The sequence below is a fragment of the Mesorhizobium sp. M5C.F.Ca.ET.164.01.1.1 genome, from assembly GCF_004792125.1.
Taxonomy (GTDB): domain Bacteria; phylum Pseudomonadota; class Alphaproteobacteria; order Rhizobiales; family Rhizobiaceae; genus Mesorhizobium; species Mesorhizobium wenxiniae.
In genome coordinates this window covers 1,941,927-1,962,735 of the sequence record NZ_SRTG01000001.1, presented here as the reverse complement: position 1 = coordinate 1,962,735, position 20,809 = coordinate 1,941,927, and the positions used below count along the sequence as shown (strand labels likewise).

Sequence of the window (20,809 nt, the reverse complement as noted above, 5' to 3'; positions counted from 1 at the left end):
AATGGCATTTCTCGAAATTGATGGGCTGAGGAAGCGGTTCGGATCGGTCGAGATCCTGAAGGGCATCGACCTCGATCTCGAAAAGGGCGGCTTCCTCGTGCTGGTCGGCCCGTCCGGCTGCGGCAAGTCGACCCTGCTCAACACCATCGCCGGCCTGGAAACCATCACCGAAGGCGAAATCCGTGTCGACGGACGGGCGATCAACGATCTCCACCCCTCGAAGCGCGACATCGCCATGGTGTTCCAGAGCTACGCGCTCTATCCAAACATGACGGTCGCGGGAAACATTGCCTTCGGCATGGAGATGCGCGGCGTGCCGGCTCAGGAGCGCCAGAAGGCGATCGACAAGGTGGCGAAAGTGCTGCAGATCGGCCACCTCTTGCAGCGCAAGCCGAGCCAGCTTTCCGGCGGCCAGCGCCAGCGCGTAGCCATGGGCCGGGCGCTGGTGCGCGACCCCAAGCTCTTTCTCTTCGACGAGCCGCTCTCCAACCTCGACGCCAAGCTGCGCGTCGATATGCGCATCGAAATCAAGCGCCTGCATGCAACCACCGGCACCACGATCGTCTACGTCACTCACGACCAGATCGAGGCGATGACGCTGGCCACCAAGATCGCGGTGATGCGCGACGGCGAGGTGCAGCAGTTCGGCACGCCTGCCGAAATCTACAACAACCCGACCAATCTGTTCGTTGCCGACTTCATGGGCTCACCGGCCATGAACCTGATCCCGGCGACGATCGGCGGCAATGGCAATGCGTTGTCCGTGGTGCTGCAGCGCGAGGCGCGCGAGCCGATCTCGCTGCCGCTGGCCGATGCGCCGACGGGTCTGTCGGCATTCCACGACAGGCCGATCATCTTCGGCGTTCGCCCCGAGGCGCTGACCGATCCCGAAGGGGCCGAACGCAACGCATCGAACATCGCCACCGCCGACTGTCACATCGAGGTCGTGGAACCGGCCGGCTCCGACACTTTCGCCGTCACCAACCTGGGAGGCAAGGCTGTGGTGGCGCGTCTGCGCGCCGACGCCAACATCCAGCCGGGCACCAGCACGCCGCTCGCCTTCAACCTGACCAAGGCGGTGTTCTTCGATCCGGCGACCGAGAACCGTATCCTCTGACAGCCATGACAAACCCGGACATCGTCATCATCGGCTCCGGCATCGGCGGCGCCACGACCGCTTCCGGCCTTGCCGGCAGCGGCGCCTCGATCCTGATGCTGGAGCGCGGCGAGAAGCTGCAGACGACCCCGCACACGCGCAACACACGCGCCATCTTCGTCGACGGCCACTACCGGCCGAAGGAAATGTGGCGCGAGGCCGGGGGTGCTGCGTTCAACCCCGGCAACTACTACTATGTCGGCGGCAATTCGAAATTCTATGGCGCGGTGCTGATCCGCTACCGCAGGCAAGATTTTTCCGCCATGGAGCACTATGGCGGCATCTCGCCGGCCTGGCCGTTCTCCTATGAGCACTTCGAGCCGTGGTATTCCAGGGCCGAGCAGCTTTTTCGCGTGCGCGGCGCACTCGGCGAAGACCCGACCGAGCCGTTCCACTCCATCCCCTATGCGTTCGGGCCGGTGCCGGATGAGCCGCCCATCGCCCGCGCCCGCGCCGAACTCAAGGGCCTCGGCCTGCATCCGGCATCGCTGCCGCTCGGCGTCGATATCGATGCCTGGCTAAAGGACGGCCAGACAGGCTGGGACGCGTTTCCCAACACCGGGACCGGCAAGGTCGATGCCCAAACAGGGCCGCTGACGGAGGCACTTACCGACCGGAACATCAGGCTCGAGACCGGCGCCCATGTCGAATATCTCGAAGCGTCGTCGGATGCCAGGACGATTGCCGCCGTTCACTATCGCCAGAATGGCACGCTCAAGAAAGTGACGCCGAAGCTGGTCATCCTCTCGGCCGGCGCGGTCAATTCGGCGGTCATCCTGCTGCGCTCGCCCTCTCCCAGCAGCAAGGGTGGGGGCAACGGCCTCGCCAACCGTTCCGACCAGGTCGGCCGCAACTTCATGAACCACAATTCGAGCGCCATGCTGGCGATCGATCCGCGCCGCAGGAACACGTCCGTCTACCAGAAGACGCTGATGCTCAACGACTACTATCTGTCCGACGGCAAGGGCGGCAAGCCGCTCGGCAACGTCCAGCTTCTCGGCAAGATCGACGGCTATATCCTGAGCGCCAACGTCAAGCTTGCACCCAAATTCGCGCTGGACTTCATGGCCGGCCACGCCGTCGACTGGTACCTGATGTGCGAGGACCTGCCCGATCCCGAAAGCCGCATCATGGTCGACGGCAAGGATATCGTCATGCAGTGGCGGCGTTCCAACATGCAGTCGCTCGACGGGCTGACCAAGGTGATGCGCGAGAATTTCCGTGCCTGCGGCTATCCGATCGTCCTGTCGCGGCCTTTCGACAAGCGCACGCCGTCGCATCAGTGCGGAACGGTCAAGATGGGCGACGATCCGGCGACCTCGCCGCTCGACCCGTTCTGCCGCTCGTTCGACCACCGGAACCTGTTTGTCGTCGACGCTAGCTTCCTGCCGAACTCGGCGGCGGTCAATCCGGCGCTGTCGATCGCAGCACAAGCACTGCGCGTCGCCGACCACATCCGCAAGACGGAGCTTGTCGCATGACCCGCCCGGCAGCCATCGTCACCGGCGGCGCGCGCGGCATCGGCCTTGCTTGCGCCGAGGCGCTGGCCGATGCGGGCTTCGACATCCTTGTCGTGGACCTTGCCGAAAAAGCCTGTGACGGGCTTGCCGCTGACATTGCCGCCCGCGGCGCGAAATTCGCCTATCATCGCGGCGACATCGCCGATCTCGACAGCCATGCAGCGCTGATCGATGCCGCGACAAGCGCCTTCGGCCGCATCGACTGCCTGATCAACAATGCCGGCATCGGCGCCGTCATACGCGGCGACCTGCTGGAATTGAACCCGGAGAACTTCGACCGGATCCTGGGCATCAATCTGCGCGGCACCGTCTTCCTCAGCCAGGCCGTTGCCAGGGCGATGCTTGCAACGCCGGGTGATTACCCCCGATCGATCATCACCATCACCTCGGTCAGCGCCGAAATGGCCTCGCCCGAACGTGCCGACTATTGCATCTCCAAGGCCGGGCTTTCGATGTGGGTGAAGACCCTGGCGCTGCGGCTTGCTCCCGAAAATATCGGCGTGTTCGAGGTGCGGCCGGGCATCATCCGCACCGACATGACATCAGGCGTCACCGCCAAATACGACGCGCTGATCGACGGCGGGCTGGTGCCGGCGAAGCGCTGGGGCGAAGCCGCCGATGTCGGCGCCGCGGTCGCGGCACTCGCCGGCGGCAAGCTCGGTTTTTCGACCGGCTCGATCATCAATGTCGACGGCGCACTGTCGGTGCCGAGGCTGTGAACAGGTGACGCCATGACCGACTACATCATCGTCGGCGCCGGCCCGGCCGGTTGCGTCCTCGCCAACCGTCTGAGCGAAGATCCGTCGCATCAGGTGCTGCTGCTCGAGGCCGGCGGCAAGGACTGGCACCCGCTGATCCACATGCCGGCCGGTTTCGCCAAGATGACCAAGGGCATCGCCGCCTGGGGCTGGTCGACCGTGCCGCAAAAGCACATGAAGGACCGCGTCTTCCGGTACACGCAGGCCAAGGTGATCGGCGGCGGCTCCTCCATCAACGCCCAGATCTATACACGCGGCAATGCCCGCGATTACGACGCCTGGGAAAAGGAAGAGGGCCTTGCCGGCTGGGGCTATCGCGACGTGCTGCCCTATTTCAAGCGGGCCGAGAACAACCAGCGCTACGCCAATGATTATCACGGCGATCAGGGCCCGCTCGGCGTCTCGAACCCGATTGCGCCGCTGCCGATCTGCGAAGCCTATTTCCGCGCCGGGCAGGAGATGGGCATTCCCTTCAATCCGGACTTCAACGGCGTAGCCCAAGAAGGCGTCGGCTACTATCAATTGACGCAGAAGGACGCAAGACGGTCCTCTGCCTCGGTCGCCTATCTCAGGCCGATCCGCGAGCGCAAGAACCTGACCGTCAGGACCGGCGTGCTGGTGACGCGCATCGTCGTCGAGAAAGGCCGCGCCGTCGGTGTCGAGATCGTCGACAGGCCGGGCGGCCAACCGACGATCCTGCGCGCCGAGCGCGAAGTGATCGTCTCGTCCGGCGCCATCGGCTCGCCGAAGCTGCTGATGCAGTCGGGCATCGGCCCGGCCGACCATCTGAAGTCGGTCGGCGTGACGCCGGTGCATGACCTGCCCGGCGTCGGCTCCAACCTGCAGGACCATCTCGACCTGTTCGTCATTGCCGAATGCACCGGCGAGCACACCTACGACAACTACGCCAAGCTGCACCGGACGGTGTGGGCCGGCCTGCAATATCTGTTGCTCAAGAAGGGCCCGGTTGCCTCCAGCCTGTTCGAGACCGGCGGCTTCTGGTACGCCGATCCGACCGCCGCCTCGCCCGATATCCAGCTCCATCTCGGCCTCGGCTCCGGCATCGAGGCCGGCGTCGAGAAACTGAAAAATCCGGGCGTGACGCTGAACTCGGCCTTCCTGCGCCCGCGTTCACGCGGCACGATACGGCTGAACAGTGCCAACCCGGCCGACAGCCCGCTGATCGATCCAAATTACTGGGCTGATCCCCACGATCGCGACATGTCGATCAAGGGGCTCAGGCTGGCGCGCGAGATCATGCGGCAGAAGGCGCTTGCCCCTTACGTGCTGCGCGAGGTGCTGCCGGGATCGACACTCACCAGCGACAACGAGCTGTTCGACTATGCCTGCCGCAGTTCCAAGACCGACCACCACCCTGTCGGCACCTGCCGCATGGGCCATGACGCGATGAGCGTGGTAACGCCCGACCTCAGGCTGCGCGGCATCGAGGGTCTGCGCGTCTGCGACGCCTCGGTGATGCCGCGCATCCCCTCATCCAACACCAATGCGCCGACCATCATGGTCGGCGAAAAGGGCGCCGATCTTATACTTGGCCGCGAGCCGCTGCCGCCGGCTGTGTTTTCCACCAACCAAGCGGCATAAGATCCCAAGAATGATCCGGCACCGTGTCTTCGCTCGATTCCGCAATGACGTCACCGACGACGAGCGAGCGGCAATCCATGCCGCTCTCGAAGCATTGCGACGGCTCATCGACGCATGGGCAAGGTCGAATTCAACGCCAACACCAGCCCAGAACCGTTCGCGCGCGGCTTCACGCACGGCTTCACCATCGACTTCCGCGATGCCGCAGCACGCGACGCCTATCTGATGCATGAGGCTCACAGCCGAGCCGGCGCCCGGCTGGTCGCGGCGCTTGAAGGCGGCATGGATGGGCTGATGGTGTTCGATCTGGATATAAGCGCTTAGCTTACCCGAGCCTCAGCGCGACCACCCCGGCAACAATGCTGAGCACGGCGGCACCGCGCCATCCCGTCATCTTCTCGCCGAGCGCAAACACCGAAATCATCATGGCGAACAGGATCGAGGTTTCGCGCAGCGCGGCGACCGAGGCGATCGGCGCCTTGGTCATCGCCCACATCACGATCCAGTAGGCGGCGCCGCTGAGCACGCCGGTGTACACGCCCGCCTTCCAGTCGCGCCCCAGCACCGGCAGCGCCTTTGGTCCGCGAAAGATCAGGCACAGCACCAGCGCCCATGCCGCATCACAGACGAACAGCCATGCCGCATAGCTCGATGCAGTTGCGGCCAGCCGCGCGCCGCTGCCGTCTGAAAGCGTATAGCTGGCGATGAAGATCGATGTACCCAGCGCAAAGCCGACGGCACGCGGGTTCAGCCTTTCCAGATGCGCGCCGCCGCGAAACGACAGCACCAGCGTCCCGGCCGACAAAAGCACGATCCCGACGATGGCCAGCGGTGTCGGAACTTCAGCGACAACCACCATGCCGCCAAGTGCTGCAAGCAGCGGTGCGGTGCCGCGCGCCAGCGGATAGGTCTGCGCGAAATCACCGGCCTTATAGGCGCCGATCAGAAACGTCCTGTAACCCATGTGGAAGACCACCGAGGCGATGATATAGGGCCACACTTCCGACTTCGGCACCTCGACAAATGGCAGAGCCAGAAGCGCAACGGCGCCCATGCCGAGCGTCATCAGCGTGATCGACAGGAAGCGGTCGAGATGGACCTTGACCAGCGCGTTCCAGATCGCGTGCATGGCGGCGGCGGCAAGCACCGCGAAGAAGACGAACAAGCTCATCGGCGGGTCATCCCGCCGCCGGCCCCCGTTGTGAATGGCGTTTCCAGGTCGATGTCAACGCGCAGCGGAAAATGGTCCGAGGCGATTTCGTCGATATCGGCACTGACCGAGCGCACGCGGCCCGCCAACATCCCGCCGACGAAGCAATGGTCGAGCCGGCGCTTTGCCAGCCTGCCGTCGATGGTCTTCACATGGGTATGGAAATCCGCCGTCGGTTCGCTGGCGACAGCGGCGGCATCGACAAAACCGTCGAGATAGGCAGCACCGCGATGATAGGGCATGCTGCCGACGATGCGCCGGTACTCGGCGCTGCCCGGCTCCATGTTGAAATCGCCCATCCAGATCGCCGCCAGCGGGTTTTCCGGCTCCGGCTCGCCATTGCTCCAATTGCGCTCGGCTTCGTCATCAGCGCCGCTCCACGGGCCGCCGTCGGACGGTGCACGGCGATGCTCGGCGAGCAGGTAATCGATCTGCTCCAGCCGCTCCTCGGCCGCGATATGCGCGAGATGCAGCGACAGCACCCGCATTGGTCCGGCAGGGGCGCGGATCATGCATTCAAGCGCCGCGTTGCGGGTGTTGAGGGGACGCACCGTGCGGCGCAGTGGCAACGTGTGCAGGCGCGACCAGACGATCGGCAGCTTGGACAGGATCATGGTGCCGAATTGCCGCCGCCGGTTGACGATGCGACCGTCATGTCGCTCGCTGGCGTCCATGTCGAAGGCCGGGCCATAAACGCAATGGTATTCCGGCAGTAGCCGGGAAAGGATTTCCGGCTGGTCATCTTCGTTGCTTCGCAGCCAGTGCCGTTCCACTTCCTGCAACGCGATGATGTCTGCGCCAGCGACAACCTCGGCGGAGCGCGCGAGATCGTAGCGGCCGTCGCTGCCGAAACCGTACTGGATGTTGTAGCTGACCAGCTTCATTGCTTAACCGGCTCAATTTCGTGATGGCAGTAGCGGTTTGGCGGATTGGTTGCAATGTGCAGCTGGATGGAGAGAGCTTGGGCCAGACAGCGCGCGGCTAAGTCGTCAGCGGCTGGAATCGCCCCGGCGGAGAGGCGGCCAATTCCGACCAGTCGATTTCCTCCTCCAGGCGGTGATACGCTTCATCGCCGATCGTGCCGTCGATACGCAGCTGTTCCAGCGCGTCACGCTGGCTCTTTATCGCATAGAGACGCAATCTGTCGTACTCGGTCGCTGCCTGGGCGTCCTCCGGGTTTTCAGCGATCGTACGCTGCGCGGTAAATTGCTCGCGGACCACGGCCGCGGCATTCGATGTCTTGCCGCTCAACACGTCCAGCGCTGCCTGCATGATGGCGACGCGTGCCTGCGCGACCTCGTGGTCGACAGTTCCGTCCGGATCGAGACGCAGCAAGCGCAGCAGCGGCTTTAGGCTCATGCCTTGCAGCACCAATGTGCCGAGAACGACCGAGAAGGCGGCGAGCACGATCGGGTCGCGCCCCGGAAAGTCGGCCGGCAAGGCAAACGCTGCCGCAAGGGTGACCAGACCACGCATGCCACACCAGCCGATCAGCACGCCGCCGCGGAACGACGGGGCTTCAGCTTGCCGTTCCGCGTCACCGAAGGCGGCAAGCCACCTGATGATCGCGCCGCATCCCAGAACCCAGACAAGGCGCGAGACGATGACGACAGCCAGCACGGCTGCGGCGAAGACGAACGCTTCGACCTGCCCCTGCTCGGCCAGCCGGCCGACGATCAATCGTGCCTGAAGTCCCATCAGGACGAAGGCCAGAACGTTCAGCACGAAGACCGCCGTCTCCCAGACCGAGTAGGAGCTGACGCGATTTCTGGCCGGCATGCGGCGCGGCGCGGTGCGCGCGATGGTCATGGCATAGACGACGATCGTAATGATGGCGGAGAGCCCGATCTTGTCGGCCAGGATCCAGACGCCGAAAGTCCCGGCAAATTGCACCACCGTGCCACTTGCCGGATCGCTGATGCGACTGAGGGTGACGAGAGACAGCCGGCCGAGCACATAACCAGCGGCAAGGCTGCCGACCGTCGACAGCAAGATCATCGGAACCGCGCTGCTCGGCAGGATGGAGCCGGCAGCAGCGGAAACCGCCATGCGGTAGATCAGGAGTGCCGTGGCGTCGTTGAGCAGGCTTTCTCCTTGCAGGATCGCGGTGACGCGATGCGGCACCTTGAACTGTCCAAGCACGGCCGACGCTGCGACGGCATCGGGCGGCGCCACGATCGCGCCGAAGGCGATTGCCGCGGCGATCGGCAAGCCTGCCATTGTCCATCCGACAAGCGCCACGGCAGCAGTGGTGAAAACGACGGCGCCAAGCGCCAGCAAGGCAAGTGGCAGTCTGTAGCGATTGAGATCGCGCAGCGACGTGTCGTAGGCAGCATCGAGAAGCACCGGCGCGATGAACAAGGCGAGCGCCAGTTCGGGATCGATCTCGATAGTCGGCGCAAACGGCAGGAAGGCGATACCGGCGCCCGCCAATGCCAGCAACGAAGGATAGGGAACCTGGAGACGCCGCGACAGCGCCGTCAGCGCGACGGCGATCAGCAGAAGAACAAGGGTCAGCTCGAAAAGCGCCATCCCCTACCGTACCGGTGAAGCCGGGCGATTGGCACCGCAAAAAAAAGGCGACCGGCTTTGGCTGATGTGAATGGTGAATGGCATGCAGAGAAGTTTCGGCGCGTAAAGTGCCTTCTTGCTATTCACTATTCACCATTCACCATTCACTCTTCCCCTAATGCAGCACCAGCATGTCGCCCGACGAGAAGGAAATCTCGGCCTTTTCGCCGACGGCGGGCGGCGGGGTGGCCGGGCTGTTGAACGTGTCGAGCGACACCGTGCTGCCGCCGATGCCGACCCGAACCCGGATGACCGAGCCGAGGAAATGCACTTCGGTAATCTCGCCCGAAAGACTGGCGTCACGGCCGGGATGGCGACCGAGCGAAATCGCCTCGGGCCGCAGCGCCAGCGACAGCGTGTCGCCGGACTTGGAGCCGTTGAGCTTTCCCTGCAGCGAGATCTCTTGCGCGTTGACGCGCACCTTGCCCGACGCCGCGTCGGTGACGGTGCCTTCGAGCACGTTCAGCGTGCCGACGAAATTGGCGACGAATTTGGTCGCCGGCCGGTTGTAGATCTCGAACGGCGTGCCGACCTGCTCGGCCTTGCCGCCATACATGACGGCGATGCGGTCGGAGATCGACAGCGCCTCTTCCTGGTCGTGGGTGACGAAGACGGTGGTGATGCCGAGCTTCTTCTGGATCGAGCGGATTTCCTCGCGCAGCGACACGCGGACCTTGGCGTCGAGCGCCGACAGCGGCTCGTCGAGCAGCAGGAGCTTCGGCTTCGGCGCAATGGCCCGCGCCAGCGCGATGCGCTGCTGCTGGCCGCCGGAGAGCTGATAGGGATAGCGGTCGCCCATCTGCGGCAGCTTGATGAGGTCGAGCATCTCGGCAACGCGCCTGTCGGCATCGGCCTTTGGCATGCCCGCGACCTTCAGCCCGAAGCCGATGTTCTGCGCCACGGTCAGGTTCGGAAACAGCGCATAGGCCTGGAACACCATGCCGACGTTGCGCTGGTTGGGCTTGAGCCGGGTGATGTCCTTGCCGGCCACCACGATCCTGCCGGCGCTCGGCTCCTCGAAGCCGGCGACCATGCGCAGCACCGTCGTCTTGCCGCAGCCCGATGGCCCGAGGAAGGAGACGAATTCGCCCGGCTCGACGTCGAGATTGAAGTCCTGGACGACGGTGGTGGCGCCGAAGGCTTTTCGCACCTGCTGGATGGAGAGGAATGGCTCGGCCATGGCTTTTCTTTCGGTCAGTACTTTTCGATCAGTTTGGCCGGTTCGCCGATCGCGGCGCAAAACGCGACAGGATCTGGATCAGCGACATGCAGCCCCAGGTGATGGCGAACGAAATGAGCGCCAGTGCCGACGGCTCATAGGCACTGTTGGCGCCGATATTCTGCAGGTAAGGGCCGAAGGCCGGGCGGTTCAACAGCGAGGCCATGGTGAACTCGCCGATGACGATGGCAAAACTCAGGAACGCGCCGGATAAGACGGCGATCAGTACGTTCGGCAGGATGATGCGGGCGATGATGGTGGTCCAGCCGGCGCCGAGGATTTGTGCGGCTTCGGTGAGCGTTCTGACGTCGATGGTCCTGAGACCGGTATCGACCGCCCGGTACATATAAGGCAGCGCCAGCACTGCATAGCCGATGACCAGCAGAGCATCGGTGCCGCGCGCTGTCGCCAGAAAAGGCAGCGTTGAATTCGAACCGAACATTCTGATGTAGCCGAAGACGATGACGATAGCGGGGATAACCAGCGGCAGCAGGGTTATGAACTCTACGACCGGCCGCAGATTCGGTAGCCGCAGCCGTATCCAGTAAGCCGTCGGGACAACGAGCAGCACCCCCAGAAGGATGGTGAAGACCGCCACAACGACGGAATAGGTAAATGTCGTCTGGAAATTCGGATCTCCGAAGACTGAGCGGTAGGCGTCAAAGGAATATTCCCCTCGCCGCTTACGCAACGAGAATTCAAAGGTCGCCAAAAGCGGCAGGACAAAATAAGTGGTTCCCACGCCAAAAACGAGCCAAGCCCAAAAGCGGCTGCCTTGCTTCATTTCAGCCACCGTTCGGCTCTCCGTTGAAACAAGATATAGAAGAGGTTGGCCAGGCCGGTGATGACGATCATGCCGAATGCAAGCGCATAGCCTAGATTCGGATTGTACAGCACGTCGCCGCGAATCTGCGCGAACAGCTGGATGGGCACGATGTTGAGTGACGGCCCCGTCAGTGCATAGGCCGTTGCGACCGCCCCGAAGGCATTGGCAAAGAGGAGGACCGTCGTACCGAGAAAGCTAGGCCATAACACCGGGATGACCACCATGCGCCAATATTGCCAATTGGTTGCCCCGAGCGTCGCGGCAGCTTCGCCCCATTCCTTCTTCAACCCATCGACCGCCGGCGTGATGATGACGATCATCAATGGGATCTGGAAATAGAGATAGGTGAGAATCAGGCCCCAAAACGAAAAGATACTGAAGCCGAGCGAATAGATGTTGATGCCGAAAACGTCACGCAACAGGATCGTCGCCACTCCGAGCCGACCTAGCGTTGCAATGAACGAGAATGCCAGCGGTACGCCCGCGAAATTCGAGGCGACGCCCGAGAAGGTCAAGGTCGCCGAGCGTAACCACGGCGGCAAGCCTCCGCGAACCACTGCCACCGCCATGGCCAGGCCGATCAACGCGCCAAGGACCGCAGAAACAAAGCTGATCTGAATGGATACCCAATAGGCCGCTGCGAGCTTGGGTTGCGACAACGCTATGATGTTGTCGAACGTATAGTCGCCGGCTGCATTTTTGAACGCGCCCGCGATCAGCCCTACAGTGGGCAGGATCAGAAAGACCAGCGCGAAAACGAAGAACGGCGTTACGCCTAACCAATGCAGTGGCAGCCGAAGGCGGCTGATCTCCGGCGCGCCAGGACTGACGCGGGCTGTCTGGGAGATTGTGGACTCTGCCATGGAATTCCCGAAGTCTGGCATAGGGCGCCGGCCGGCGAACCGGCCGGCGCCCTATGAATTACTTCACGACGGCGCCAACGACGGCATCCCAGTTCGTGCTGATTTCCTTCTTGGCGGCGTTCTGTTCCTCCAAGGTTGGGAATATCGCTTTTTCGTAGTTCTCGGCAGCCGGCAGCTTGTCCAGCATCTCCTTCGGGATCACGCCCTTCTTGGCGAGGTCATTGAAGCGGATCGGGTGGCAGTAGCCCTTCAGCCAGCCGAGCTGGCCTTCGTCCGAGTAGAGATACTCCATCCACAGCTTGGCGGCGTTCGGATGCGGCGCATAGGCGCTGATCGCCTGTACGTAGACGCCTGCGACCACTGCTCCCTTTGGCACGACGATTTCGATTTCCGGATTGCCGGCCATCTTGTCGCGCATGGCGAGCAGGTTGTAGTCCCAGTTCATCACGATCGGCGTCGTGCCCTGGGCGACAGCTGCCGCTTCACCGTCGACCGGCACGAAGTTGCCGGCATCGTTGAGCTGCTTGAAGAACTGCAGACCCTTGGCGGCGGCGTCCTGGCCGCCGGTACCGCCAGCCGCGAGGCCCGAGGCGTAGACCGACATGACGGCGTTGTTCGAGGTGCGCGGGTCACCGGCGAGCGCCACCGAGTTGGCGTATTCCGGCTTCTGCAGGTCAGCCCAGTCCTGTGGTGCGTTCTGCACGACGGCCTTGTTCACGCCGAAGGCGAGCACGCCGTAGTAGTCGCCGTACCAGTAGCCATCGGCATCCTTGGCGCTGTCAGGGATCGTATCCCAGGTCGACACCTTGTAGGGCTGGATCAGGCCGTCTGCCTTGGCGGACGGGCCAAAAGACAGGCCGACGTCGATGACATCAGGCGCCTGCGGGCCCTTATTGTCCTTGTTGGCCTTGATCGCCTCGATCTCATCGCCGGAGCCGGCATCGGGATTGAGCTCGTTGATGGTGATTTCCGGATACTTCGCCTTGAAGCCGGCGATGACGTCGCCATAGCCGCACCAGCTGTGCGGCAGCGCGATGGTGGTGAGCTGGCCTTCCGCCTTGGCGGCGGCGACCAGTTCATCCATGGACTGCGCCGACGAGATGGCAGAGGTCGCCATCAGGGCGACGGCCGTAAGGGAAAGCACTTTTCCCGTGAATTTGAACATGTGTTCTCTCCGTTGAACTGACGCCGTTGGACGCCTGCGATGCGGTATCGTTTTCGTGTGACAGCCCGATGAAAGCTTTGTGAAAGCGATGCCCTGCAGTACGAAAAAGTAAACTCTTTTTAACCGGCTGTAGCAATCGCTCTGCGATTATTTTTCCGGCTAACGAACTTCTGTCTTAACTTCCATCTTTTCCCCTTTCTTTGCCCTCAATTTCCCAGATCAACTTTCGGCGCGAAAAACCGTCTCAGACGGTGCCGGCAATGGCATTGTCGAGCAGCGTCAGCGCCGCCTTCCTGGTCAGCTTGACCGGGTTGCCGCCGGCGGTCGGATCGACCACCGCCATGTCGGCGATCAGGCCCTTGCGCTTCTTGTCCATGTCAAGCCCCTTGATCAGGCCCGGCAGCGCGTGCGGCACCTTCAATTCCTTGCGAAGCTTGATGACGGCCTTGGCGAAGCCGTCGAAGCCGCCCTTGATGCCGCAATAAGCCGCGAGCCGGGCGATGCGCACCTCGATGGCGTCGCGGTTGAAGGCCAGCACATAAGGCATGAACACGGCGTTGGTCATGCCGTGATGGGTGTCGTAGAGCGCGCCGATCGGATGCGACAGCGAGTGGATCGCGCCCAACCCCTTCTGGAAAGCGGCGGCGCCCATGGCGGCCGCACTCATCATGTGGGCGCGGGCGACAAGATCCTTACCGTTGGCATAGGCCTTCGGCAGGTTCTCCAAGACGAGCCGCACGCCTTCGACAGCGATGCCGTCGGCCATCGGATGATAGCCCGGCGCGCAATAGGCCTCGAGGCAGTGAGCAAGCGCGTCCATGCCTGTGCCGGCTGTGATAAAGCCCGGCATGCCGACCGACAGTTCCGGATCGGCGATGACGATGGCCGGCAAAAGTTTCGGATGGAAGATGACCTTCTTGGTGTGGGTCGCTTCATTGGTGATGACTCCGGCGCGGCCGACCTCCGAGCCGGTGCCGGCGGTGGTCGGCACGGCGATGATCGGTGCGATCGCATCGGAGTTGGCGCGCGTCCACCAGTCGCCGATATCTTCGAAATCCCAGACCGGCCGCGCCTGGCCGGCCTGGAAGGCGATCAGCTTGCCGAGGTCGAGCGCCGAACCGCCGCCGAAGGCGATGACGCCGTCATGCTTGCCCTTCTGGAACACGGCAATGCCGGCGGTCAGGTTGGAGTCGACCGGGTTCGGCTTGACCTCGGAAAACACGCCATAGGGTACCTTGGCGTCGTCGAGGACCTTCAGCGTCGAGGCGACCACCGGCAGCTTGGCTAGCCCCGGATCGGTAACGAAGAGCGGCCGCTTGATGCCCGTGGCATCAAGCACATCAGGCAATTCCTTGATGCGCCCAGCACCGAACCGAACGGTTGTCGGGTAATTCCATTTGGAAATGAGTTTTGACATTTTTATCTTTCAGAACGATCAGATGGCTTCGCGCAGATGGTATGATTTCGGCCTGGTCAGATTGTCGTAGCCTATGGCCGACAGGGCGGCGCCCCTGCCGGTGTCCTTGACACCGGTCCAGACCAGCGCCGGATCGAGATAGTCGCAGCGGTTCATGAACACGGTGCCGGTCTCGACACGGTCGCCGATCGCCACTGCATGCTCAATATCGCGCGTCCAGATCGAGGCTGTCAGCCCATAGGGGCTGTCGTTCATCAGCGCGATCACCTCTTCGTCGTTGCGCACCTTCATGATGCCGACGATAGGCCCAAAACTTTCCTCGCGCATGACACTCATCTGATGATCGACCTCGGTCAGCACCTCTGGCGCCAGATAGGGCGAGCCTTGCTCGTCATTGGCAACCTTCATGTTGATGTGGGCCTTGGCGCCCTTGCGCAGCGCCTCGGCCTTCTGCTCGCGGATCAGGTCGGCGAAGCGCGCCTGTGCCATCGGCCCCATCGTCGTCGCCTGGTCGAGCGGGTTGCCGACGACGTAGTTCTTGGTTTCGGCGATAAAGCCTTCGATGAATTCGTCATAGACCTTCTCATGGACATAGACGCGCTCGATGCCGCAGCAGCACTGGCCGGAATTGTAGAAGGCCCCGTCGACCAGGTTGGCGACGGCATGATCCATCTTGGCGTCGGCCAGGACATAGGCCGGGTCCTTGCCGCCAAGTTCGAGGCCGAGGGTCATGAAGGTGCCTGCCGCGGCCTTTTCGATGGCGCGGCCACCGGCAACCGAGCCGGTGAAATTGACATGGTCGATCTTGCCCGATCCGAGCAGTTTTTCGGTCTGCACATGGTTCATGACGAGGTTCTGGAACAGACCCTTGGGCAGGCCTGCTTTGTCGAACGCCTGTTGAAAACGTTCGCCGACCAGCAGCGTCTGCGCCGCATGCTTAAGGATGACGGCACTGCCGGCCATCAGGGCCGGCACGATAGTGTTGACGGCGGTAAGATAGGGATAGTTCCAGGGCGCAATCACCAAGACCACGCCGAGCGGCACCTTCTTCACATAGCGGCGAAACCCGTCCTTCGGATTGGAGGCGAGGACCGGCTTGAGTGCCGCTTCCGCGATCTCGACCATGTAGCTGGTACGTTCCCTGACGCCGCCGAACTCGCCGCCATAGCGCACCGGACGACCCATCTGCCAGGCGATCTCCGGCACGATCTCTTCGGTCATGGCGACCAGCGCTTCCAGCATCGCCAGCATGTACTTGCCGCGCTCGACGACCGGCGTCTGAGCCCATTTCTCCTGCGCCGCCTTGGCACGCTCGACTGCCGCATTGATCGCCTGGTCGGTGGCCACAGGCCGCTCGGCATAGATCGAACCATCGACGGGAGATTTTATCTTGACCGCTTCGGTCATTCCTTTGAGCCCTCACAGTTAATGACAATCTCGGTTTGGGCCGCCCGTCCGTCCGGCACCAAAGGCCGAAGGGCAGCACTGGCGTAGTTTAGTACCGCTCGAACCCCCTGTGCAGTTCCCAATCGGTAATGCGGCGGTCGTATTCGAACTGCTCCCAGTGGGCCGTATGGACATAATGCTCGAGCACGCCGTCGCCGAGCGCCTGCTTCAGCATCTCCGATTTCGCCAGCGTCTCGGTGGCATCACGCAGGGTCTTCGGAATTTCCGGCAGCTGCGAGGCTTGATAGGCATCGCCGACGAAGGGTTTTTGCAGTTCAAGCTTTTCGTCGATGCCGGCAAGGCCGGCCGCGATCAGCGCGGCGAAGGCGAGATAGGGGTTCAGATCGGCGCCGCCGATGCGGCATTCCATGCGGATGCCCTTGGTGCCCTCGCCGCACAGGCGGAAACCGGCGGTGCGGTTGTCCTCGCTCCACATGATCTTGGTCGGCGCGAAAGTGCCGGCCTGGAAGCGCTTGTAGGAGTTGATGTAGGGCGCCAGGAACCAGGTGAATTCCTTGGCGTATTTGAGCTGGCCCGCCGCCCATTGCTGGCCGAGCGTAGACAGCGTCCATTCGGCATTCTTGTCATAAAAAAGCGGCGTCTTGCCGTCGGCGCTCCACAGCGAATTGTGGATGTGGCTGGAATTGCCGGCCAGCCCGTAATTGTACTTGGCCATGAACGAAATCGCCTTGCCTTCAGACTCGGCGATCTCCTTGGCGCCGTTCTTCAGGATGACGTGGCGGTCGGCCATGTCGAGCGCCTCGGCATAGCGGACGTTGATTTCTTCCTGGCCCGGACCCCACTCGCCCTTGGAATTCTCGATCGGTATGCCGGCCGCTTCCATCTCATTGCGCAGCCGGCGCATGACGCCTTCTTCCTTGGTGGTGATGCCGATCTGGTAGTCGCCGATATAGGGCGAGGCTGTGTCGAGGCCTTGCCAGTGCTTCTTGCGAGCGGAATCGTAGGTTTCGCTGAACAGATAGAATTCGAGCTCGGAGGCGAAATAGCCGATATAGCCGCGCTCGCTCAGCCGTTTGACCTGCTTCTTCAGGATGGCGCGCGGCGAATGCGGCAGGTCATCATGGGTGTGATGGTCGAGCACGTCGCAGATCACCAGCGCCGTCTTTTCCAGCCATGGAATGCGCCGCAGCGTCGACAGATCCGGCTTCATGACGAAGTCGCCGTAACCCTTCGACCAGCTCGCCGCCTTGTAGCCGGGCACCGGCTCCATATCGATGTCGGCGGCCAAGAGATAGTTGCAGCCATGCGTCTCATCATGGGCGGAATCGACGAAATACTGGGCCAGGAACCGCTTTCCCGCCAGCCGGCCCTGCATGTCGACGATGCAGGCGAGCACCGTGTCGACCTCCCCGCTGGAGACTACCTTCTTCAACTGATCGAACGAGAAATTTCCGGCCATTCTTGCAAGCTCCGCCGCCTTTATGGCGCTTCGAGAGTTCAAATCTGGACCCGGCCGCGAGAAGCGGCCGGGTGTTTTCGTGTTCGAGACAGGTCAGGCTTTCTGCGCGTGCTCCAGCGCGAACTCTTCTTCCGGCGACAGGATGAGCTTGTGACGGCCGACCAGCCCGAAATAGACGATCGCGATGGCGAACCACAGCGCAACCCACACCACGCCCTTGGTGAAGTTCGCGTCCTGAATCTGGTAGATCAGGGTGACCACGCCGATGACGATCGTCAGCACGGCGCCCGGGACGCCGAGCGGGCTGCGATAAGGACGCTCCATGTTCGGCTGGTTCTGACGCAGCAAGATGAAGGACACCGCCTGCAGGATGTAAGAGAACATGGCGCCGAACACCGCCATGTTCAGCAACACCGAGCCGATGAGCGAACCGGCAGTATCGCCGCCAAGCGCGAACCACATGATCAGCATGATGCCAAAGCCGACGATGGCGCCCGCAAACATCGCGACATAGGGAGTCTTGTAGGATTTGTGGGTGACCGACAGCGCCGACGGGAAATAGCCCGCGCGGCTCAGCGAATAGACCTGGCGGCCCATGGCGAAGATGATGGTGTGGAAGCTTGCGATCAATCCAATCAGCGCGATGAGGCCAAGCAGCACTGCGCCCGAGTCGCCATAAATCGCCCGGAACCCGTCAAGCAAAGGCTCGCCGGAAGTGGCGAGCTTGAAGGAACCGACTCCGACGACCGACGGGTTGAGCAGCACGATCATGAAGGCCGAGACGATCAGCGTCAGCATGCCGGCGATAATGCCGCGCGGCATATCGCGCTTGGGGTCGACCGATTCTTCCGCCGCCAGCGGAAGTTGCTCGATCGCCAGGAACAGCCACACCGCGAAGGGCAGCGTCGCCAGCACGCCCGAGAAGCCGAACGGGAACATCGAGCCATTGCCTTCGGGAAGCTCCATCGCGGCTCCGTCCGGACCGACGCCGATGTTCAGCGCCCAGCGCGAAAAGTCCATGCTTGGAATGGCGCTGATCCAGAATACGATCAGCACGGCGAGCGACAGCAGCGTCACGACCAGGGTGACGCGGAAGGACAGCGCGACGCCGAAAATATTCAGCGCCAGGAACACGGTATAAGTCACCAGCCACCAAAGTGGTGGCCAGACGCTGGAGTCGGGAAAGGCGACCGACCAGATGCCTCCCATATAGGAGCCAATGAAGAAGGCGATGACGGCGGGCGTCACAACATACTCGACGTTTTCGCAAAGTCCGGTGATGAAGCCGCCCCATGGCCCCATCGCCGTCCGGGCAAAGGAGTATGCAGCGCCGGTGTGCGGCAAAGCCGGGCTCATCTCGGCGATCGAGAAGACGAGGCCGATATACATGATGGCGATAATGATGCCGGCCACCAGCATGCCGCCCCAGCCGCCCGTCCCGAATCCGAAATTCCAGCCCGAAAAATGTCCCGATATGACGGCACCGACGCCGAGCGCCCACAGATGCCAGACATTGGCGTGACGCACCAGTTGCCGGTCCTCGAAATAAGATTTGTCGCGCTTCGCGTATGCGACGCTGCCGACTTGCTTCGTGTTACCGCCTGCCATTTGAAAGTCCCCTTCTTCTTGTCAGTTGACTGGTTCCACCGGATGGCCGAGCCCGTGCCGGCCAGATCCCTGGGATCCAGATGACGGCTCGAGATCGGAAAAAATCCCCGTGAGCAGATCCGCCCATTTTCGCTGCCCGGCTTCGTCGGATAGTTCGTCGTTGCGGATTTCGATCATCGCGCAGGGTAGCCCCCGCGGACGCGCGTGCCGTTCCAGCGTGAAATAGACGCGGTCGGCCGGCGAATAGGGTTCGTTGATGCCGACCGTGACGCCGGCGAGCCGCTGCAGCGCGGCGACAAGCGGCGCCGCCAGCCGGCGATCCTCGTCATGGATGATGCCGATGTGCCAGGGCCGGCTCATACCTTTGTAGACCGGGGTGAAGGAATGGATTGAAACCAGCCGCGTCTCGAACCCGCGCGCCAGCCTTTTGTCGATGATACTCGCGACCGCATCATGGAAGGGTTGCCAGGACAGAGCGATGCGCGCGGCGCGCTGCTTTTCCGACAGGCCGTTATTGCCCGGAATGGCCGTGGTCTCGCTCACCGGCGGCACCAGGTCGGGCGCGTCCAGTGGCCGGTTGCAGTCGATGACAAGGCGCGAAATGCGGGTCTCGACCAGCGTGGCGCCAAGCGCCTCGGCCATGCGGCGGGCGACCGGGAGCGCGCCGGGGTCCCAGGCGATGTGGCGGGAAAGCTCTCCGGCAGCAAGGCCGAGCGTTCCGAATTCCGGCGGCAGGAAGTTGGAGGCGTGATCGCAGGTCAACACGAAAGGGCTCGAACCGCCGGGGTTCGTCACCCTCACGGTTTCAGGCGATGCAAGGCTGGCGGGCCGTGCTGTCTCCATTGTTTTCAGTCCCCGGGGAGCGCTGTATCGTATATTACGTATTTTGTCTCATTGCGTCCCTGTGGATGATTTCATACAGTTTATCCGGCTTTGTCAAACGCGATTTCGGATCAAATGCGATTTCGGCAAAACGGCCATGGGTGGGGAAAAGATGATTTCGAGCATTGCCGAACTGATCTCGGACCGCATCGGCACGATGCCGGCGGGCGAGCGCCGCGCGGCGCAAACGCTGATCGCCAATTACCCGCTGATCGGCCTGAAGACGGTCGCCGAGTTCTCAGCTGCCGCCGGCGTTTCCTCGCCGACCATCCTGCGTTTCGTCGCCCGGCTCGGCTTCCAGAACTACCCGGAATTTCAGTCGGCGCTGCAGGACGAGCTGGCGGCGCAACTGCAGTCGCCGGCGTCACGGACGCTCAACCCGCCATCGCCGAACGGCGGCGCAGTGTCGCCGATGCTGGAGGCGACGCTCGACAACATGCGCGAGACGTTCAGGCACCTGTCCGACAAACAGCTTGCCGACATCGTCGCAAAGCTTGCCGACCGGCGCGGCAAGACCTTCCTGATCGGTGGCCGCTTCACCGATCCACTGGCGCGCTACATGGCCGCCCACCTCGCCATCATCCAGCCCAATGTCTTTCACCTCGCCGGACAGGAAAGCGTCTGGCGCGACCGGCTGATCGACATGGGAAAGCGGGACGTGCTGGTGATCTTCGATATCAGGCGCTACCAGGATAGCTTGGTCCGTTTCGCCGAGACGGCGCATCAGCGCGGCGTGCAGATCGTGCTGTTCACCGACCAGTGGCTGTCGCCGATCGCTCGCTTCGCCCGCCATGTCATCGCCGGGCGCACCGCCGTGCCCTCGGCCTGGGACTCTTCGGCGGCCCTTTTCGTCGTTGCCGAAACGCTGATCGGTGCCGTCACCCGGCAGCTCGAGGCCGACGGCGCCAAACGCATCCGCGAGCTGGAAAGCCTGCGGTAGCGGGCGCCGTCGATGCCGTAGATGCCAAACTCGACTGCGCCAGGTCCGAACGCAAACGGCCCGCACTGAGGCGGGCCGTTTGTGGATTTGGTTGCGGGGACAGGATTTGAACCTGTGACCTTCAGGTTATGAGCCTGACGAGCTACCGGGCTGCTCCACCCCGCGTCAACTTTTCAAGCAAGTCAGCGCTTTACTTAGGTACAAGT

The 20,809-nt window shown here is 62.7% G+C and carries 18 protein-coding genes and 1 tRNA gene; 6 read left to right on the top strand and 13 right to left on the bottom strand.

The genetic code is table 11. The annotated features are described in order from the left end of the window. Position 1 precedes the first annotated feature (1 nt). From EN807_RS09755 to EN807_RS09735, 5 genes are all read left to right on the top strand, one after another. Positions 2-1,117: an ABC transporter ATP-binding protein gene (locus EN807_RS09755; protein WP_135934761.1), complete on the top strand. Its 1,116-nt coding sequence runs from the start codon at positions 2-4 to the stop codon at positions 1,115-1,117. A gap of 5 nt (positions 1,118-1,122) precedes the next feature. Then, positions 1,123-2,637 (top strand): GMC family oxidoreductase, encoded by a 1,515-nt coding sequence (locus tag EN807_RS09750; protein ID WP_135934760.1) that lies wholly within the window; start codon positions 1,123-1,125, stop codon positions 2,635-2,637. Continuing rightward, positions 2,634-3,395 (top strand): 3-ketoacyl-ACP reductase, encoded by a 762-nt coding sequence (locus EN807_RS09745; RefSeq protein WP_135934759.1) that lies wholly within the window; start codon positions 2,634-2,636, stop codon positions 3,393-3,395. The genes EN807_RS09750 and EN807_RS09745 overlap by 4 nt, the downstream gene beginning before the upstream one ends. Positions 3,396-3,407: 12 nt before the next feature. Further along, the gene (locus tag EN807_RS09740; protein WP_135934758.1) at positions 3,408-5,036 is read left to right on the top strand and encodes a GMC family oxidoreductase N-terminal domain-containing protein; all 1,629 of its coding nucleotides are present in this window, start codon (positions 3,408-3,410) and stop codon (positions 5,034-5,036) included. Between the two features lie 114 nt (positions 5,037-5,150). Then, entirely contained in the window at positions 5,151-5,360 is a 210-nt protein-coding gene (locus tag EN807_RS09735; protein ID WP_246684046.1) for a Dabb family protein, read from the top strand. A 1-nt stretch (position 5,361) separates the two neighbouring features. Here EN807_RS09735 and EN807_RS09730 read toward each other — a convergent pair whose 3' ends face one another. The 12 genes from EN807_RS09730 to EN807_RS09675 all read right to left on the bottom strand — a co-directional run bounded on the left by EN807_RS09730 (position 5,362) and on the right by EN807_RS09675 (position 19,624). Continuing rightward, complete coding sequence (locus EN807_RS09730) at positions 5,362-6,207, bottom strand: EamA family transporter (RefSeq protein WP_135934757.1); 846 nt, start codon at positions 6,205-6,207, stop codon at positions 5,362-5,364. After that, positions 6,204-7,130, bottom strand: coding sequence for an endonuclease/exonuclease/phosphatase family protein (locus tag EN807_RS09725; protein ID WP_135934756.1), 927 nt, complete (start codon positions 7,128-7,130; stop codon positions 6,204-6,206). The genes EN807_RS09730 and EN807_RS09725 overlap by 4 nt, the downstream gene beginning before the upstream one ends. Before the next feature lie 97 nt (positions 7,131-7,227). Continuing rightward, positions 7,228-8,778, bottom strand: coding sequence for a sodium:proton antiporter (locus tag EN807_RS09720; RefSeq protein ID WP_135934755.1), 1,551 nt, complete (start codon positions 8,776-8,778; stop codon positions 7,228-7,230). Positions 8,779-8,932: 154 nt separating this feature from the next. Further along, positions 8,933-9,997, bottom strand: coding sequence for an ABC transporter ATP-binding protein (locus EN807_RS09715; protein ID WP_127316303.1), 1,065 nt, complete (start codon positions 9,995-9,997; stop codon positions 8,933-8,935). Between the two features lie 28 nt (positions 9,998-10,025). Beyond that, positions 10,026-10,820, bottom strand: coding sequence for an ABC transporter permease (locus EN807_RS09710; protein ID WP_065007618.1), 795 nt, complete (start codon positions 10,818-10,820; stop codon positions 10,026-10,028). Continuing rightward, a complete protein-coding gene (locus tag EN807_RS09705; RefSeq protein WP_065007619.1) occupies positions 10,817-11,725 on the bottom strand; it encodes an ABC transporter permease subunit in 909 nt (302 codons plus the stop codon). Before EN807_RS09705 ends, EN807_RS09710 begins: the two co-directional genes overlap by 4 nt. Before the next feature lie 58 nt (positions 11,726-11,783). Beyond that, positions 11,784-12,890, bottom strand: a complete 1,107-nt coding sequence (locus tag EN807_RS09700) for an ABC transporter substrate-binding protein (RefSeq protein WP_135934754.1) — start codon at positions 12,888-12,890, stop codon at positions 11,784-11,786. Positions 12,891-13,134: 244 nt separating this feature from the next. After that, positions 13,135-14,307: an iron-containing alcohol dehydrogenase gene (locus EN807_RS09695; protein ID WP_135934753.1), complete on the bottom strand. Its 1,173-nt coding sequence runs from the start codon at positions 14,305-14,307 to the stop codon at positions 13,135-13,137. A gap of 18 nt (positions 14,308-14,325) precedes the next feature. After that, positions 14,326-15,714, bottom strand: a complete 1,389-nt coding sequence (locus EN807_RS09690) for an aldehyde dehydrogenase family protein (RefSeq protein ID WP_135934752.1) — start codon at positions 15,712-15,714, stop codon at positions 14,326-14,328. Between the two features lie 88 nt (positions 15,715-15,802). Continuing rightward, complete coding sequence (locus EN807_RS09685) at positions 15,803-17,173, bottom strand: glutamine synthetase family protein (protein ID WP_135934751.1); 1,371 nt, start codon at positions 17,171-17,173, stop codon at positions 15,803-15,805. 93 nt (positions 17,174-17,266) lie between these two features. Next, positions 17,267-18,781 carry an amino acid permease gene (locus tag EN807_RS09680; RefSeq protein ID WP_135934750.1) on the bottom strand — a complete coding sequence of 505 codons (1,515 nt, stop codon included), beginning with the start codon at positions 18,779-18,781 and terminating at the stop codon, positions 17,267-17,269. Positions 18,782-18,802: 21 nt separating this feature from the next. Next, positions 18,803-19,624 carry an N-formylglutamate amidohydrolase gene (locus tag EN807_RS09675; RefSeq protein WP_135934749.1) on the bottom strand — a complete coding sequence of 274 codons (822 nt, stop codon included), beginning with the start codon at positions 19,622-19,624 and terminating at the stop codon, positions 18,803-18,805. A 151-nt stretch (positions 19,625-19,775) separates the two neighbouring features. Between EN807_RS09675 and EN807_RS09670 the strand changes: the two genes are divergently transcribed. Next, complete coding sequence (locus tag EN807_RS09670) at positions 19,776-20,603, top strand: MurR/RpiR family transcriptional regulator (protein WP_127316294.1); 828 nt, start codon at positions 19,776-19,778, stop codon at positions 20,601-20,603. 88 nt (positions 20,604-20,691) lie between these two features. Here EN807_RS09670 and EN807_RS09665 read toward each other — a convergent pair. Continuing rightward, positions 20,692-20,768: transfer RNA gene (locus EN807_RS09665), tRNA-Met, on the bottom strand. Between the last annotated feature and the right edge of the window lie 41 nt (positions 20,769-20,809).